The organism is Iodobacter ciconiae (genome assembly GCF_003952345.1).
In the GTDB taxonomy this organism is placed as follows: domain Bacteria; phylum Pseudomonadota; class Gammaproteobacteria; order Burkholderiales; family Chitinibacteraceae; genus Iodobacter; species Iodobacter ciconiae.
The window spans coordinates 1,144,093-1,161,591 of record NZ_CP034433.1 but is presented as its reverse complement, the minus strand read 5'-3'; the positions used below and the strand labels follow the sequence as shown (position 1 = coordinate 1,161,591).

16 protein-coding genes are annotated in these 17,499 nt (G+C 46.5%); 11 read left to right on the top strand and 5 right to left on the bottom strand.

Annotation, left to right across the window (positions count from 1 at the left end):
- Positions 1 to 171: 171 nt before the first annotated feature.
- The 3 genes from EJO50_RS05140 to EJO50_RS05130 form a co-directional block, all read right to left on the bottom strand.
- Positions 172 to 1,692, bottom strand: a complete 1,521-nt coding sequence (locus tag EJO50_RS05140) for a response regulator (protein ID WP_125972107.1) — start codon at positions 1,690 to 1,692, stop codon at positions 172 to 174.
- Between the two features lie 4 nt (positions 1,693 to 1,696).
- Positions 1,697 to 2,767 carry a uroporphyrinogen decarboxylase/cobalamine-independent methonine synthase family protein gene (locus tag EJO50_RS05135; protein ID WP_125972105.1) on the bottom strand — a complete coding sequence of 357 codons (1,071 nt, stop codon included), beginning with the start codon at positions 2,765 to 2,767 and terminating at the stop codon, positions 1,697 to 1,699.
- Between the two features lie 770 nt (positions 2,768 to 3,537).
- Positions 3,538 to 3,987 carry a hypothetical protein gene (locus tag EJO50_RS05130; protein WP_125972103.1) on the bottom strand — a complete coding sequence of 150 codons (450 nt, stop codon included), beginning with the start codon at positions 3,985 to 3,987 and terminating at the stop codon, positions 3,538 to 3,540.
- A gap of 1,072 nt (positions 3,988 to 5,059) precedes the next feature.
- Between EJO50_RS05130 and EJO50_RS05125 the strand changes: the two genes are divergently transcribed.
- The 11 genes from EJO50_RS05125 (at position 5,060) to EJO50_RS05075 (ending at position 12,986) form a co-directional block, all read left to right on the top strand.
- On the top strand, positions 5,060 to 5,551 hold the full coding sequence (locus tag EJO50_RS05125; protein WP_125972101.1) for a hypothetical protein: 492 nt from the start codon (positions 5,060 to 5,062) through the stop codon (positions 5,549 to 5,551).
- 216 nt (positions 5,552 to 5,767) lie between these two features.
- Positions 5,768 to 6,109 (top strand): hypothetical protein, encoded by a 342-nt coding sequence (locus tag EJO50_RS05120; protein WP_206434454.1) that lies wholly within the window; start codon positions 5,768 to 5,770, stop codon positions 6,107 to 6,109.
- Between the two features lie 861 nt (positions 6,110 to 6,970).
- Positions 6,971 to 7,807 (top strand): winged helix-turn-helix domain-containing protein, encoded by an 837-nt coding sequence (locus EJO50_RS05115; RefSeq protein ID WP_125972099.1) that lies wholly within the window; start codon positions 6,971 to 6,973, stop codon positions 7,805 to 7,807.
- Between the two features lie 280 nt (positions 7,808 to 8,087).
- Positions 8,088 to 8,564, top strand: coding sequence for a type III secretion system invasion protein IagB (iagB, locus tag EJO50_RS05110; protein ID WP_125972097.1), 477 nt, complete (start codon positions 8,088 to 8,090; stop codon positions 8,562 to 8,564).
- 113 nt (positions 8,565 to 8,677) lie between these two features.
- The gene (locus EJO50_RS05105) at positions 8,678 to 9,841 is read left to right on the top strand and encodes a PrgH/EprH family type III secretion apparatus protein (protein ID WP_164521434.1); all 1,164 of its coding nucleotides are present in this window, start codon (positions 8,678 to 8,680) and stop codon (positions 9,839 to 9,841) included.
- Between the two features lie 2 nt (positions 9,842 to 9,843).
- The gene (locus tag EJO50_RS05100; RefSeq protein WP_125972093.1) at positions 9,844 to 10,119 is read left to right on the top strand and encodes a type III secretion system needle complex protein; all 276 of its coding nucleotides are present in this window, start codon (positions 9,844 to 9,846) and stop codon (positions 10,117 to 10,119) included.
- A 50-nt stretch (positions 10,120 to 10,169) separates the two neighbouring features.
- The gene (gene sctI, locus EJO50_RS05095) at positions 10,170 to 10,478 is read left to right on the top strand and encodes a type III secretion system inner rod subunit SctI (RefSeq protein WP_164521433.1); all 309 of its coding nucleotides are present in this window, start codon (positions 10,170 to 10,172) and stop codon (positions 10,476 to 10,478) included.
- Positions 10,475 to 11,197, top strand: coding sequence for an EscJ/YscJ/HrcJ family type III secretion inner membrane ring protein (locus EJO50_RS05090; RefSeq protein WP_125972091.1), 723 nt, complete (start codon positions 10,475 to 10,477; stop codon positions 11,195 to 11,197). The genes sctI and EJO50_RS05090 overlap by 4 nt, the downstream gene beginning before the upstream one ends.
- Positions 11,190 to 11,813, top strand: coding sequence for a type III secretion apparatus protein OrgA/MxiK (locus EJO50_RS05085; RefSeq protein ID WP_125972089.1), 624 nt, complete (start codon positions 11,190 to 11,192; stop codon positions 11,811 to 11,813). The genes EJO50_RS05090 and EJO50_RS05085 overlap by 8 nt, the downstream gene beginning before the upstream one ends.
- Positions 11,814 to 11,817: 4 nt before the next feature.
- Positions 11,818 to 12,444, top strand: a complete 627-nt coding sequence (locus EJO50_RS05080; RefSeq protein ID WP_125972087.1) for a hypothetical protein — start codon at positions 11,818 to 11,820, stop codon at positions 12,442 to 12,444.
- A gap of 95 nt (positions 12,445 to 12,539) precedes the next feature.
- Positions 12,540 to 12,986 carry a hypothetical protein gene (locus EJO50_RS05075; protein WP_125972085.1) on the top strand — a complete coding sequence of 149 codons (447 nt, stop codon included), beginning with the start codon at positions 12,540 to 12,542 and terminating at the stop codon, positions 12,984 to 12,986.
- 45 nt (positions 12,987 to 13,031) lie between these two features.
- On the opposite strand, the gene EJO50_RS05070 is transcribed toward EJO50_RS05075, so the two are convergent.
- Together EJO50_RS05070 and EJO50_RS05065 are read right to left on the bottom strand one after the other, a co-directional pair.
- The gene (locus tag EJO50_RS05070) at positions 13,032 to 16,475 is read right to left on the bottom strand and encodes a hybrid sensor histidine kinase/response regulator (protein WP_125972083.1); all 3,444 of its coding nucleotides are present in this window, start codon (positions 16,473 to 16,475) and stop codon (positions 13,032 to 13,034) included.
- On the bottom strand, positions 16,472 to 17,143 hold the full coding sequence (locus tag EJO50_RS05065; protein ID WP_125972081.1) for a response regulator: 672 nt from the start codon (positions 17,141 to 17,143) through the stop codon (positions 16,472 to 16,474). Before EJO50_RS05065 ends, EJO50_RS05070 begins: the two co-directional genes overlap by 4 nt.
- Positions 17,144 to 17,499 lie beyond the last annotated feature (356 nt).

The window sequence follows — 17,499 nt, the reverse complement described above, 5'->3', positions numbered from 1 at the left end:
ATTAGGCCAGAATTCACAACATTTAAAAAGTGCAAATTAGAGCAGCACCCCGAATATTTTTACCAAAAATCCAGGGGAAAATAGCAGACTCCCGCCTGAAAGAAAGTAAAAAAACAGAATTAATCAGCACCTTGCCAGGCTTTTTACTCCCCCACAGGGATAGCTCAGTATTTATACCGTTAACCATTTTTCCAGCGTATTTTGTAATACTTCGATATTGATAGGCTTGGCAAGAAAATCATCCATGCCTGCATCAAGGCACTGCTGACGATCCTGCTCAAACACCCCCGCACTTAAGGCAATAATGGGAGTGCGGGGGCTCCGGAGCGAAGCTTCCATCTGGCGAATCTGGCGAGTTGCCTCAAAGCCATCAATATCCGGCATCTGGCAATCCATAAAAATAATGGCAGGTGCTGTACCCTCGGCAATCAGGCGAACAGCCTCCCGGCCATCTTGAGCCTGTATAACCGTAAAACCCAGTTTGGACAAAATAGTTTTGATAACAGTTAAATTAAGCGGATTATCATCCACCGCCAAGATAGAGAGCCCATGCTGGGCGCTAAGACTTTGACGAAGCGGAACCGGAGATAGAGGGGCCGGCTCGGACAAATCCACCCCTACCCGGATACAAAACCAAAAACAAGAGCCTTTTCCAACTTCGCTTTCGACCCCTACCTCGCCATGCATCAGCCCCGCCAGCTCTCGCACAATCGACAGCCCAAGCCCGCTGCCACCATATTTGCGCGTATTGCCATTATCGATCTGAGAAAAAGGCAAAAATAGCGCCAGCTGCTGCTCCGGACTAATCCCAATTCCAGAGTCATAGACTTTAAACATCAGCATGGCGTGATCACTCTCGCGCTGGCTGACGTAAGCCTCTACAAACACTTCGCCGGACTCTGTAAATTTCACAGCGTTGCCCAGCAGATTAGAAAGCATTTGCCGCAAGCGAAGTGCATCACCCAGATAACGTGGAGGATCTTTTTCCTGCCGCCAGCTTCTGCTTACGCTAATATTTTTTTGCTTAAAACTGTAGTAAAACAAAGAAAGCACATCATCAATCAGTTTTTCCGGCTCAAAAAAAGACAGATCAAGCTCGAATTTACCCGCCTCTACCTTGGATAAATCCAGAATATCGTTAAGTAGTGTCAGTAAACTCTGACCCGACTTTGAAATAATCCGGGCATAACTCAGCCGCTCTTCTTTCTCCAGATCATCCAGTAAAAGCAGTTGTGCCATACCCAAAATGCCGTTAAGCGGGGTACGAATTTCATGACTCATGGTCGCCAGAAACTGACTTTTTGCCTGATTTGCCGCATCCGCTTCGTTTTTAGCCCGCCTTAATGCTTCTTCCTGACTGGCTCTTTCTGCCGCAATGGTATTGGACATTTGCATTGCAGCAGAGCGTAGTAAACCGGCCTGATCAGCGCTTGAAAAACGGTTTAATTGCGCTACCCGTACAAATAATCCCTGGCTCGTAGGTTGCACATCCCCCACCACCGAAAACACACCATTCACATAAGAAAACAAGCCCGGATCACAAGACAAAACACTACCCTGACTTTGCATCAAAATGTAGTCAATCGTCATGCCTGGCTGCAGCTTAACACCAGCAAACTCTTCTGCAAAAAGAGGATTCCAATCCAGCAAGCAGCCAGCCTGATCAAATGACGAATAGCTCAGTAACTTCACGATATCAGGCAATGCCTAACTGACGTGCAGCAAGTGCAGTGCCTTCGATGCGGGCTGCAATTTTGGCAAATGCAGCTTCACGGCTGGTACTGGTGTCATCGCAAAAAGGCGAAAAGCCGCAATCATCTGTTGTTGCCAAATAGGGATGCGGAATATAACGTGCAGCCTGTAATACTCTGTCGCACACTATCTGGGCCGTTTCGATTTCTGGATTAATCACGTCAATGACCCCCACAAAAATCACCTGATCAGGCTTACGGTACTGTTGAATGATTTTCAACACTCTTTCCGGATCTTTCTCGCAAGCCAGCGCAATATAAAAACATCCCGCCTTTATTTCAAACAGACTAGGTAATAATTCGGCATAATCCACATCCGCACTATGAGTGGAATCATGATCACTTCCCGCGCAAGTATGAATACCAATTTTTTGCCGCTCTTCAGGGCTGAACCGATCCAGCAGCATATTATTGATATCAATAAAACTGCGTAAAATTTGCCCGCTGGGATCCAGCTTTACCGAAAGCCGCCCCTCGGTAAAATCGAGCTGCACTTTACTTGCCCCCTGAGCAAAACAGCCACGGATTTCTTTTTCCTGCTCAGCCAGCAAATCAGCCACAAACTGCTCACGCGGATAGTCTGCAATACCTTGCTCCGGGTAAAACAAACTCAATGCCGAAGCAGAAATAATGGCTTGCTTAAAAGGTTTCTGGGTGTACTGACGAGCCAGAGGGATTGCTTCATATGCAAACCTGGCAAAGCGGAACGGTCCCCGGGTTAAGCGGGGCAGCTGACGAACATGCCCGTCATGAAACGGAATGCATAAGCCATCTGCTGCCATATTTTTATCGCCCTCAACCCCATAGGTTGCAAAGCTATGTGTTTTACGCTGCTCTCCGTCGCTTAGCACTGGCGAGCCAACCGCCTCCAGATTCATGATCGTGTCTTTTACGGCTTCATCGTAAAAGAGCTCCATTTCGGCTTCACTTAACTGACCTTGATCATACAAAGACAGTGCGTGCTGCAATTTAGCCGATCGCGGAATGCTACCAATAGATTCAGTTGTCATACTCATAAAACAGTACTCCCAGATTTAGCCCCCTGGTTTAAAGGGGAAGCAATACTTACGTAGTTATTTCTAAATTATTTCGCAATAAAAAACATAGCCGATCACACAAACACACCCCTGCCCCAGCTCAAACCTCATCAGACAGAAAGTCGTAAAAAAACCATTGAGCAGCCAGTGCCAAGGTTACTTTGCAGAGCATAATACTTGAAACCGGAGAAACACAGCGCACGGTATTTATAATTGCCCTCATCCCTTGCAAAAATCTCAGCAGATACATAGCCCGTCCAGGCCTCCTCTGGCAGGCATACCCTTTCTAGTTATTGAAAAATAGCGATAAATTGATTAGGCATGCCTTAGCCAAAAGCAATAGGGTTGGGGGCCATTCTTATATTTAAAACGGCAATTGATATCGAGGTATTTAGGCCCTGGCCCACTGTTTTTGATGGCTTATACCGTGATGCCTGACAAGAAATCAGCAGAGCGCCAAAGCAGCTGCCAAAATAAGAAGAATGAGATGAGCTAAAACCGTAGCCAGGCAGCAATCATTCGCGCCGAACCGCCGCACAGGCAGGCCCAGCATCAGGCAAGATTACACAGCGAAGACGACAGCCGTGGCGGTGTATTTGAAACTCAGGCAAGGCAAAACCAATTGTAAGCAACAGCGCTTATTAAAGTGACCAGATGCCACATTTGCGTTTCGCCTCTGTCAGGCAATCCTGAAACCTGACAAGACCCAACGATGCCTGCCCATAAAAAAGCATCGCTGGGTTATACGACTAAATCGAGATATGCAAATCAAAACGCGCGCCGTTCGAGAAAGTACAAGTGCCTGCGCCCAACTCTGCACTACTCATACTGTAATCACATTTAGCATAACCGCCTTTATTGCCCACCGCATTTGCATTGCCCTTGGAAGAGCCCGGAGCACGGGTAGCCTCACCGGTATATGATTCTTTACCTGCATCAAAAGCAAATTCGCCACGGCCTTTTTCAAAGTTGCTGATTGTGCCAACAATCCGGCCGATAGGAGCAGCCGCGTCATTGGTAGGATAAAGTCTTGCGGTATACACAAGACGTGGTGCAACAACTTCCGTTATCACAACCTGTGACGGCTGACGCGGCGACGGGCCTGCACCCGCGGTAGCAGGCTGAATCGGCACCACATAGCAAGCAGACAACATCGCGGCTACAGAAGCTGCAATCAGCAAACCTTTTACTTTAAACATAAAATTCCCTTTCTATTTTAACTAAGCAATTCTTACTCTGTTTGCCAGCAGTTTTTCAGCATGATTTAGCGCTGTCAAGATAGGTCTAACCATTGGGGGAGTAAAACTGCAATAACACAAACAACAGAAAAAGAGAGAAAAAACTTACATAACAAAATCAAGCGTAAAGAACTCAAAGCCTGGCCGGGCTTACTCATATCCAGTATTTATGCCATTTTCAAGTTAACTAAACTCAATAAAGCATCCTTGGTATTTCTAATAAAGCATTTGTTTCCACGAAACTCATGACCTAAGCAAAATACACTGGGTAAAAAAACCACCTTGCCAATCGGCAATATTACCTAATATCTGCGATGCAAAACGGCAACTTAAATGACGTTATCTTAAACTCGATCCAAGCACGTCAACCTCCTGTACACCATCAAGCAGAGCATCAGATGCTTATTTTTAATATATGAAGATCAGCAGCAATGCGGCTCACTCGAAGGAGCAACTCAATGCCTCCAGACAAATATACAAACAGCTTTAAACTGATCTTGCTCCTGACATTAAGTGCCTGTAGCGGGGGCGGAGGCGGCAGCGCCCCCATACCTGCTCATTCAATACGACTGGGCAATTTACGCTATTACGCACCAGAATAGCCGCATTGCTGAACAAGCTGCGGGCTATCAATTATGGCTCTGGCAAAATTTTAAAGAGCAATAATTGCCAGCGACAGCCACTGGGACCAGGGTTACGCACTCACCTTTGACAAAGCAGAAAGCAGATTTAGTCACATTTTTAAAAACACTCACAGACACCTGATTAGTCAGTGGTAACAAGTTTTCTAATCTATTTAAATAATGCGCGGCAACGAGACTAAGCATTAAAGCTAAAATCCCTTTATCATCTGACCTTCGGCGCTGTTGTAGCGCCGAAAGCATTTATTAATGGGCCACTCAACAGCAATTAATTTTACGCAAAAAAGCGCAGGCAAAATCACCTCGCCCCTAAGGCAGAAGTATTTTTAAATACAGCATAAGCTCTTACAGAAAGTGATCGTTTGTAAAGAAGCCCTAATCAGGATTACCCAATGAATCAAACCCATATCACCGAATTTTTTGACCTAATCGCCGATGGCGGGCTGGAGCAAAACGACATCATGGCCATGAGTACAGAAGTGCTCAAAGCCGAAAAAGATGCAGAAGCCTATCTGGCAAATGATAAAGAAAGTGCTTACCAAGCCCATTTTGCGATCCCACTTTGGGAGTGGGTCATGATCGAGCAGCTGGAAGGCGGGCTGATTTTCCGCGCCAAACAAGCTGATGCGCTTTATGCACAAATTGAAGACGCTTTTGGAGAGGGCGAGCTTGACTTGGCTGCCACTGCACTAAAAGAGCTCAGCAATGCCGATGCCCTTGCCCTGATCCAGAAAGAGCTGGCCCCGGCCTACACACTGGTGAATTTCAGCAAACCACTGAATGATGAGATGCAAATCGTACTGATCCGCAGCAACAAGCTGGAGCGCTTCCTGGCGCTATGCGAAACACTGGAACTAAGCGCAGCCCCAAGCTGCAACATCTGAAAGTGACATGAGCCGTGAGTAATCAGCACGGCTCAAATAACAGGCCCGCCTCACATTACAACTTGCCACCCACTTTCTGAGCCCCCTGAAATCTCAGAGTTAATATAAAAAGCTCAGCCTTTCCTCTGTATATAAATACTGCACGCTTTGTATTTCTTGCCGTTAAAAATTCTGGCTATCGTCTTTTTATAATCAGACTCAATAAAGGAGCTGAAAATGCAAAGATTAAACTACCTGATCATTGCCTTGCTGCTTGGCGCCTGCACAGCATCGCCCCCCGCCACCTCCATAAGCCAGGCTGCCATCTGTATTAAAGAGGGGGGTGAAATGAAACAAGGTGGCATCATGGGCCACTTACTCTGCGTAAAGCCCTATGCTGATGCCGGAAAAATCTGCCAGAACAAATCAGACTGCCAGGGAAAATGCCTGGCCGATCTGGGCACGGCTCGATCAGAAGATGGTCAACAAACAGGACTTTGCCAGAAGGACAACATGCCCTTTGGCTGCTATGCCGAAGTGAAATCCGGCAATCTTGGCCCGGGGCTTTGCGTGGATTAGCCGGGCAAGAGGGCAATACACTCGCCCGATACATTAATGTGTGCCGGGCTGAAAAAATATAAATAAGCATCGGGACTGCTCTGATTAAATCCTCCCCTACGATTATCTGTACCTGGCAGAAAGAGCAGAGCAAATTAGCATTCGCCTTCATAAGCAAGTTGCTCTTTCATACAACAGCAAAATATCTATCTAAAAACACAATCACAAATTAAAGAAAGCAGTCTAATCCTCAGCTCTTGCCCCTTCCCCTTAAAACAATAAACCCGCACCTATTCAATACATTCCAAAAGCATAAAAAAATTAATAATTACTATTTATTGCCCATTAAGCCGGTTAATAATCAGATCCGACTTGATAAATACAGAATATTCTTAGTAAAAAAATAGTGAGCTACCTCAAAACCAACACAATAACATTAAATTAAACACCTTATTTTTATGGCTTTTTTCACATTTATTCTTCATAAAAATATTCACATTCTATTACTTTTCAATAAAAAGAGTCATCCTGCCCTGCTTCACTTTATTGGGATAAACCACAATACAGGCAAAAAAAGCAAGCAAAATATACCTAAAAACCCTTATAAAAATCATTAATTTATCATTAAATTATTCCATTAGAATATATACCCCTTCTACTATTCATATGCAATAAACGCTAGAGCCTCTTTCCCCCAAAAAAACAAACCTCCTTCCTCCTATCATTTAGATAGGATTTTTCTCATAGTTACACATACTTTCACTTCTTATACTCGCACCAAATTGGCGCCTCTCCCCGCAATAATAAAAAAATACAGGTTACGGCATACCTTTAAAAAAAGGGAATCGGTTTACAAAGCGTATATATAAAGGAAACAAGCAAATGACATATCCAAATACAAAATACACTTTCGGTGATTTTGTTTTACAAACAGATGGTGTACTTCAATACAAAGAGCAGCAGGTCAATATCCCGCCCAAAGAACTGGCCGTTCTGACCATGCTATTAGAATATGCAGGCGAATTAGTCACCAAGGATAAATTATTAGATTACGCATGGTCCAGCCTGGAGGTCAGCGACGAATCCCTGACCCGGTGTATTTATGCCTTACGCAAAGCACTTTTTGAAGACAAAAACAATCGTTATATTGATACCGTTTATGGTAAAGGCTATCGTTTTTGCCGCCCTGTCGCCAGCATTGCACTGACTGAATCAAATCCCGGCCAATGCTCAATCGCCCTGCTGCCTTTTCATATTAATAAAGAAATAGATACCCACAGTCTGCATGACGCGCTGATACAAGGATTATCACTTTACGCATCGTACGGGTTTACTGTCCTGCCCGCCGTAATCACGCAGAGCTGCAACTTGCCATCCGAAATCATCACACTTATCGAGATGGTCCGTCCGGATTACTACCTGGCAGGTTACTCGGTGATCAGTAGTGGTAAGCACTTATTACGTATTGAGCTGGTTCAAGCCAATAACCATCAACTGGTTCACCGTGAAATGCTCGAAATCGAGGTTCACCTTGACATAGAAAAGCTGCAGCAAGATCTGGTGTCCATGATCCCCCGTCACATTCCCAGCCTAAACTGGGCGTGCCATGAAGATGCACCACTCAGCTCGCAAAATGCCACGGTCTGTTATTTGAATGCACGTTATGACCTTCATTCGCAATCAAATCTTAAACACCCCCAGCCCGCACTTAAACAATGATACACAACAACACCGAAGCACTTACAGTTACTTTAAGTTATGGCAGTTCACCACGTAACACGATCAGATAATACACGGCAGCAGTATCACTACTATTTCATAAAACGCTAAAACATCGATCATCATCAAACCGAATCAGCCTGTCTCTCTTTGTAATGCCCGGCAAGCCATCACCGCTTTAGTCTGAAAAATAGTAATAAAAACAAAATCATAGCAATCAATAGAAATCCCCCTAAATCAAGCGCGTGCAGTTCAGGGGATATACGACAGGCCGACTAAAATGCGCTTTTTCTATTTATTACTTCTACTTCATTCACCAGCCGTGCTCGCTAATTGCTGGGAGCGTGCGGGGCAGAGCTTTGGCATTGAGCCAGCATTACTCTATGCCATTGCCCAGCAAGAATCCGGTCTGAACCCGCTCGCAGGCAATCACAACCGCAACGGCAGTAATGACATTGGTTTAATGCAGATTAATAGTACACATCTGCCCCGCCTGAACACCATGGGAATCAAAGAGCAGCACTTACTCCAGGACAGCTGTCTCTCTGTCATGATCGGAGCGTCCATTCTCTCGGACATGATGAAACGCTACGGTTACTCATGGGAGGCCGTAGGTGCCTACAACGCGGGTACGGGTGCACATAACCATGCACTGAGAATGCATTATGCACATCAAGTCTGGCAACGCTATCAGCGTCTTCAACCGGCCTCAAACGTAAATATCCGCCAGTTTAAGAGCCACCCGAGAATTGATTAGTTTTCCATCAGGATGTTAGCACCATCTCCACGCTATCATTTCACACCATGAGCTAGACACTTAATTACACCTTAGTGACATTTATTATGGCTGCCGAGTCCCTGGAAAAAGAGATGCCTCCAATTATCGTTATCCGCCTGTTAAACAGCATATTGCGTGGCTGTGAATTTGAGTTGCCCACAGGGAAAACGCTATTTATTGTCGGCAATGAAGATGAGCTACTGCCCCAGCACCACAGCCTGCCGGAAAACACTATTTTTGTCCCCATGAAAGATGGCGGTATTAATTTTGAAATACAGGCAGAAGATGCCCAGCCCGGCACTATCACCCTCTATGAGCTTGCCGCCGACACTCCGGCAAAGGAAATACACCAGCCGTTCAACACGGTAAGTCATATAGGCAAACTGACCATTGCGATCCGCCGTATAGAAGAGAGCTGGTCCGAAGAAATAATCAATTACCAGCAAGAAATTCCGGCACCTGCCAGCCATTCAATAAAACAAAGAGGATTTCGTCCCCTGCTGATCGCCGTCACAACGGCCCTGCTGATAGGAACGGCTTTATTTTTTTACAATCAGAATATCGCCAGACAACACATCACCCACTTATCTGACGTACTCGGTGATCAGACAGGGAAGTATCAAATCCATGCCGGGCAGGACAACCGGCTCTATATCATTGCAAACAATGAGCGGGATGCCTCCTGGGCCAGGCAGGCACTCATACATAGTGATTTCTCTCAGCCAACCCGTGTTATCAGTTTACAAGACGAAGCCCGGCGCATTCGTCACTGGCTGGCAGAAAATGAACCGGGTCTAAGTTATCACCGCTTACAAATAGACAATCCTCTGCTTCCGCGGCTGCTCATCAGTCTGGAACGAAGCAATTCAGACCCGAAAAACCATCAGCAGCTTAGCAAAAAACTCAAAGCAGAGCTGCCCTACGCCGGGGATATAGAGATAGTGCCCACAAGTGACCACTACATTGCACAACAAGCACAGGCGGGCCTGGAACGGCTGGCGGCCCCCTTTACCCGGATCAATAATCCCGACAGCGTAACCTTCGTTATTCAAGGGGCACTTGCAGACAGCGAACTGCAAAATATCCGTACTTTTGTTGATGACTACTATCGGCAATGGGACGGGCGTTATGTGCAATTTGCTATCGAGCTGAAGGATGACTGGCTAAAAGGTAAATCCTTCACATTTGGTAACCAGGGCTACGTCAAAATGGCGCCTCAGCACTGGTACTTTCCTCCTCCTACTACAAGGAAATAGACATGCCATCAACTGCACCTATTCCATCCCCACATTTTGATGACTCGTGGGATGGCGAATTAACCAACCTATCCAATCGATTTGATGACGGAGTGGAGCTACTCGACAAAAAAATGAAGGCGGCCCTTAAGGACGTGATTGATAACCCCGGCAAGGCATCAAACCTGGCCGCTTACCAAAGTGCGTTATCGGAATATAACCTTTACCGCAATGCACAATCTAACGTTGTAAAGGTTTACAAAGATATCGACGCAGCCATCATTCAGAATTTCCGCTGATGACCCCAGGCAACAGAGCTTCTCTGCTGCCTTTTACAGGACTCGTACAAATGAATACGATTAGCTCCGTTCAATACAGCCAGGCACTCAGCACGCAGATAAGCGATATCGGAAGCCATGAAGACGGCCTGATTTCACTGGATGATCGTTTATTACATGCTTATGCCCAAAGCACGGCTGCCACTGAAAACGATAAAAAAGAGGTGATGCAGATTTTATCCCAACCCGGCTTACTCAGCGACCCAGCCACGCTGTTCGAGCTGCAAATGCGAACCTCCAACTACAATCTGGATGTATCCATGATCAGCACGCTCACCCGCAAAGCTGTGGGCGCAGTAGAATCCTTGCTACGATCATGATAAAGCAGCTTATTGTCGCCCACCTGCTGATACTCGGCCTTGCCGGCTGCCAGCAACAGGACCTGCTCAAAGGCCTTGATCAGGAGCAGGTCAATGAAGTCACCGCCGTACTGCAGCGCAATAATATAAAGGTCAGCAAAGTGGATCAGGGCAAGGCAGGCTACAGCATTACCGTTGATCCCGCCGATTTTGCAGCGGCTGTAGACTGGCTGAAAACCTACGACTTACCCTCCCGCCCGCGCATGGAAATTGCGAAGATGTTTCCGTCCGATTCACTCGTCTCATCCCCGCGCGCAGAAAAAGCACGCCTGTACTCTGCCATAGAGCAAAGACTCGAACAATCACTGCGCAGCCTGGATGGCATTCTTACGGCACACGTTCATGTCAGCTATGACCTTGACACCAGCGAAAGCAAAACAACAAAACCGGTCCATCTATCTGCACTCGCCGTTTACGACAAAGAAATCGAAGCCACACTTCTGATTAACGACATCAAACGCTTCTTGAAAAACAGCTTTAGTGAAGTGGAATACGACAATATTTCGGTCGTTCTGTCACGACGCTCCCCCGCCCAGCACCAAAGCCCGAGCGTAGCCGGGCAAAAGCAAAAAACACTGGAAGCAGGCCCGATCCTGGGCCTGCTCCTGCTATTTTCCTTTTTTATCACGGCCACCCTGATGCTATGGAAAAAACGCAAGAAAGGGCAAACCGATGGCTGATCTGCAACAGATGTTAAAGCAAATCCTGCATGAGCCACTGTCCTATATCCATGAGGCGCGCTTGCGTCTGCCCCCTATGCTAAACGGTGCGCCTCAGAGCATCATCATTAATGAAATGCTCATCAACCGTCTGCACCTTAGTACCGAACCCCCGCAGATTACTGCCGGAAGCACAGTGCTCCAGGGGGTACTGAACTGGCAGCATTTACCCCGGACAGGTTTTTTAATCAGCTGCCAGCGCATGCGTGCCTCATTAGCCCGCCAAGGCGGTTTACAACGTTTACCAGCCTGGGCGCAACCATTTGCCAGGCTTGATCTCATCCCGCCACAACCAAGCCTTAACGGAGAAACAATCAGCTTTACCGATCTAATCAAACAGAGCTATCTCGAACTATATGCTTGTCTGGGGCCCCTTCCCCCCGCCCTGAAACAAAGACTGGCACTACTTTTTCCACCTTTTGTAGACACAATAAAAGCGCAATCCCCCCTGGCCCCGGCTTATCCGCTTTTATTCAACCAGGCCCTTCAATATGCCCAAAGACATCCCCACCCTCCGGCCTATAACGGCCCGGGAAAACGTGCTGCTCACCCGCAACAAACTCGAGCAGCAGCGTAAAGCCATGAGTCTGCTTGCAGAAGCGCGTCAGCGGGCAAAGCAACTGCTAAAAGAAGCAGCAGCCCAGGCCGGGCAGATCCGCCAGCAAGCATGGGCCAGTGGTTATCAGGATGGCGTAATTGCGGCTGCAGGCACGCTGACAAAGCATATTAATGATAGTGACAACCTGACCCGTCGCTTACAGGGCAAATTGGAAGATCAAGCCCGAGCGATGCTGAGCGCCTCACTGGATCATCCAGATTTACTCCTTGTATTACTGAATGAATGGCTAAGCGGCGTAGATAAGAACTCATCGCAAAGCACCTTGAAATTACAACTGCCCCAATACTGCCGGGCGGCGCACTCCCGGCTAAGCAGCTCGCTACAAGAGCAATGGGAGGGGAAAATTCAAATTGAATATCATGCAAAGGCACGGTTTGTAATGCGCTATGCAGACCAAATTGCCCAGTTTATTCCCGAGGAATTTATTACCGAAGCAACGCAGGCCTTATTACATGACATGCACGAGCTGCATTCGGAATGCCGCCTGCTCTCACAAGCCAGCCTGCAATCTTTACAAAAGGTTTTTATAAGCCAGTTTGGCACATCGCCAGAGCAGAGTCATGCCGAACAATGTGATACGGAACAGTAAATTTAAAAAGTAACTCACAATGCAAAAAAATACAGCAAACGCGCTCTTTAAGCACAATCATCGATACCACAGCAGCCTTACTTAGCGGAGTAAATATGATCTCAGCCGTTAGCAATATCCCGGACAAACACAACAGCAGTGAAGCAGCTGTGTATCCGATCTCTGAGCGGGCTATACAAGCCGCATCTGAAACTGCAGAAATAAAATCAAAAGAAACGGTGCCCCAGACTAAATGGAGCGAGACCGATGAAGCATTTTACCAGGGGCTTTTGCACCTCTCTCCTAATGACACCGCAGCGATAGAGACTTATATACAAGAGTTTAATAGCACCCACTCATCTCCGTATCACTCACTGGCACAGCAAATAGAAGTACTGGGAAAGATAACAGAGAAATTAACAGATGATTCCGGCCATCAGGATCTTGCTAAAAATACAAACGCCATCCTAAACAGTAAATGGGGCTTAGAAATGTTCACTTCCCAATGGATGAGCGAAGTTATTCTGTCTGATGGTAAATCGCCGGAAGAAACCGACTGGTAAGCACTTTGAAACACATCCGTTTAGCGGCCCCATTTATGCGGGCCCCTAGGCGTGTCCCTTATAGCGGCTCACAACATCAGACATAATTAGCATAAAGTCGGACAAAAGCGCGCTAATCTGAATCGTTTCACCTGATCTGAGTAAGCGCTGCAAAGCCTCACAAGCCTGTAAGGCCAGCGATTCATTCATAACGAACAAACCACCTTTTACTTTGTGCAAACAATGCTCAAACCGCTTAAAGTCCCCGGACTCTACAGCATTTTGCAACTGACCCCGGTCACTCTCCCAGGATGCAAGGAAAACCTTTTCCAGGGTTGCATCTCTCAAGGTTTCCGGCAGTTGAGCCCCCGGATCCGGCATTTCAGCCCCGGATACACACAAAACACGCCCAAGAGTCTGCCCCAGCTGAGCAATCGTCAGGGGTTTTTGTAATACAGCGGCAAAATCTTCTCCTTCTACCCGCCAGTCATCATACGCGTTGGCCGTATTTACCAGCAGAGGTGTGGCAATACCAAATTGACGCATTGCCTTCAATAAATCCTGCCCCCCCATCACGGGCATATAGAGATCTGTAATAACAATATCGTAACTTTGCTGAAGGCAGCTAATTAATGCCTGCTGCCCATCACTCACACTATCAACCTGCGTATAACCCAGAGCATGCAGCTGATGCTCCAGCAGCAGACAATTTGTTTCATCGTCCTCTGCAATAAGCACCCGTACCCCCTGCTTGCTATTTAAAGCCTGGTATTGCTGATGCGGTATGGGCAAAGCCATATCCTGCCGATAAGCACAGGCAGCGAGCGTATGTCCCAGAGCGGTATAGCTCAGCGAAGTCACATAGGTGATTCCATCTCGTGTTTCCGGGCACAAAGGGCCATCGGAAGAAACAACAACAATGTGGTACATCCCCGAAAGCTGTCCCGGCTGGCAATCCAGAGGTAAACTGCTTTCATAGTGAGCAATCAGAAGTACTTTATGGCTCATTCCATGCGGCTCATCGCCAGACAGCTCATCCACACTTTCTGCCCAGCCAACATCAACCTCGGGCAATTGAAGCTTAACCTGCTCAAGCAAAATATCCCGCCATGCAGGTAATTTACAAACCACCCACACTTCACTCACACATAATGCCGAATCCGGGTACTTTGGCTCTGCTATTTCTGCCATTTTTACAGAAGGCAATTCAATCGTAAAAATGCTTCCCTCTCCCTCTTTACTTTCCAGAGAAATAGAACCACCTGCCAGCTCTAATAAGCGCTTACAAAGAGACAATCCCAGCCCTGACCCACCGAAATGCCGGGCAACACCTTCATCAGCCTGCATATAAAAATCAAAAACAGCAGCTTGTCGGCATGCAGGAATGCCGACACCAGAATCAGCAACACTTAATGTGATGCGTGAAGCTCCCGGGTGCGACTCATCTGCCGTTGCATAAAGCGTAATCGCTCCTGCCTGGGTAAACTTCACTGCATTACTTAACAAATTCATAATCACCTGAGAGAGGCGATGCCCGTCCAGCTCCCAGAGTGCAAACAGGCGGGGATCAATCAGGCAGTAAAAATACAAACCTTTACGCTCAAGCAAAGGAGAGAAAATTTGGGCACAACGCTCAATCAGCTCCCCCACTCTTACCGGCATTAATTCCAACTTGAGTTCTTGCGCACCAATTTTGGACAAATCAAGAATATTATTAATCAGTACTAACAAAGCATCAAAGGCGTGGCGGATCGTAATAAGCCGGGCCCGCTGAGGTGCGGATAAATCCTCCCCTTCAAGTAATTCAAGATTACCTAGTGCGCCATGCAAAGGAGTACGAATTTCATGACTCATCATGGCCAAAAACATGGACTTTGCTTTATTTGCCTCGTCTGCCAGCTGTCTTGCTTTCTCTAACAGCTTCTCGGCGCTTTTACGCTCGGTGATGTCCGTCAGCGCACAAAAAACAACATCCTGATCCTGGTATCGTGCCCAGGTTAAATCTGCCACAAGCTCTACCTGGCGCCCATCTGCGGCGCAGGCAGCCACCTCTTTACGTAATACAGGCGGCTTGCAATCTTTGTTTAACCCAACGGAAAAAGGCGTGTTATCCAGTAACAAACAATAAAATCCCCCGCCATCGCCTGCCTGCAGCCCGGTCAGCCCGCAGGCAATCTCGTTTTGCATCAAAATAACTTGCTTTACCGGGTCCAGCACGGCCAGACCAACAGGTGCCATCGCCAAAACAGTACGGTTGAACGCCTCACTTTCGTAAACCGCAAGGCTTTTTCTCTGCATGGCCGCAAGAACAATACGATCCAATAAAACAACAAAACCCCATAAAATACACAACAAAACAAAGAGCACTGCTACCGAAATCCACAGCTCTTTTCGTAAATACTGAATAACGGCAAACCAGTCAAATACATGCACGGCAACCCAGTCAGGTCCCGCTATTTTTTGCGTAATAAAAAAAGCGCCTGCGTAATAAACAAAAAGCCCACGATTATTAGCGCGCTCAATCACAAAATCCGGAACAGCACGCAATCTTTTTGCCCAGCTCGCTTCGCGCGCTTTGGTTGCAGCCAGCCCGAATAAAGCGTAGTGATCCTGAGCAATAACAAGAAAATCAGAGTCATGCCTGGATTGCTGGAAAAGCCGCTCAAATTGTAGAAACGACAAAGTAAAAACAACCACAGCGACACGCTTACCCTGATTAAATACCGGTTTGGCAATATGCAGAACGGGCTCGCCCGTAATGGAATCAAAGGAAAGCGGCACCCAAACCACTCGTGACTGATCAAGCAGCTCCTGCTCGGAGTACTTGAGAATTTCAGCTTCAATACCGGATATTTTCTTGGCGATTTCGAGCGGTACACCATTTTGCTTCACATCATGCAAAGCAATAGCGGAAAGGGGAGGAGTTACTGCAAAAAAGCGATGGTCAACACTGTACGCAAAACCGCTGACGGGACTATTTGACTCCCTGACATGGATAAACGGAAGCCTTGACATCTCCTGCACCAGCCGCAGCAACATCGCAAGTGAATCACTGTCTTGCTTACCCGTCAGCGTAGACAGCACAGTAAAAGGCGTCACGGCTATCTCACGATCGGTCACCATCACATTATTTTGCTGCTGCAAAAGCTGCTGATATCTTTCCCATGATAAATCGTGCAGCACCTGCCGGTGATCAATCGTCTCATACCCCACCACCAGCTGCCTGAGCAAAAGCGGGTAGCGATCCACTTCACCCTTAAGTAAATCACGCTGAATCATGAAGCGTTGCTGCCGCTCACCCACAAAGTGATCAAAACCCATATAAATGCCAACACACATCATACCGATAATGGCAAAGCTCAAAATACACGCCCCGCCATACAACAAACGCCGGGCATAGCAAACAGAGCAATCAGGAGCTCCCCAGTCGAGTAGCTGCATACCTAGAAAAAACGTCCTGAATGCCGCAAGCCTGAGCCGCAGATAATCATCAAGGATGGAAAAGCTCAAAATAGCCTCTTTACCGCATCAAGCAACTCAACCACATTACCCACGCCCAGCTTAATCATTGCATTTTTTTTCTGGGCACTGATTGTCTTTACACTACGTTTTGTATGCAGTGCAATTTCAGTAATAGACATCCCAGATGCAAATAAACGCAGAACTTCTTCTTCCCTTTCTGATAAAGGGATTTCGGAAAGACTTTCACTACTTTTTCCGTTATTTAACTGGTGCAAGGTCAGCGCATCCAAAGTAACGGGATCAATATATGATTTACCCATTTGCACCTGCTCGATGACAAAGGGTAAGCCTGAAAACTCGCCAGCTGATTTGCTAATAAAGCCTGCTACTTTCAAAGAAAGGATGCGTAGCGCAATGGCAACATCATGATGAGCAGTCAGCACAACAATTTTAATCTGGGGATACAAATCCTGTATCTGCTTGATTAATTGCAATCCGTCTAACTCGCCTTCCTTATCAAATGAATAATCACAAAGCAGAACATCACAGGACACCTGCTGCAGCAATTGCAACAAACCAGAAGCCGATGATGCAGAGCCTGCCAGCTGTACCTCCTTGACATTCTCCAGCACTTTTGTAACCGCAAAAATAATCAACGGATGATCATCAGCAATAATCACCTGGCATTGAGGCTGAAGTAGATTCTTTGCTCGCATAAGCTTTAATCCCTTTTCATGCGTACAAATTGAATTTGGCAAAGACTTTCTACCATACAAATCATCAAGTAAAACGGCAATTTCACCTCCCCATTTTTAAGTTCATTAAAAAACGACAATATCTCTGTGAAAAAATATTTTTAAGTAAATATTTCCACAAAAAAAACCACTAAATTAAATCATTCATCATTAATACACTTAACCACACACATACAAATAGCATATTTCTATATGTAAATAAAAATACAAACCAATTGGCCTTACGCAATGAAGTTTTTCTAGTATCGGATAAAATTAAACAAAGGCACACAAAGCTGCGTTCAGTTATTTCTTACTACTCAATCTTATTAAATAGA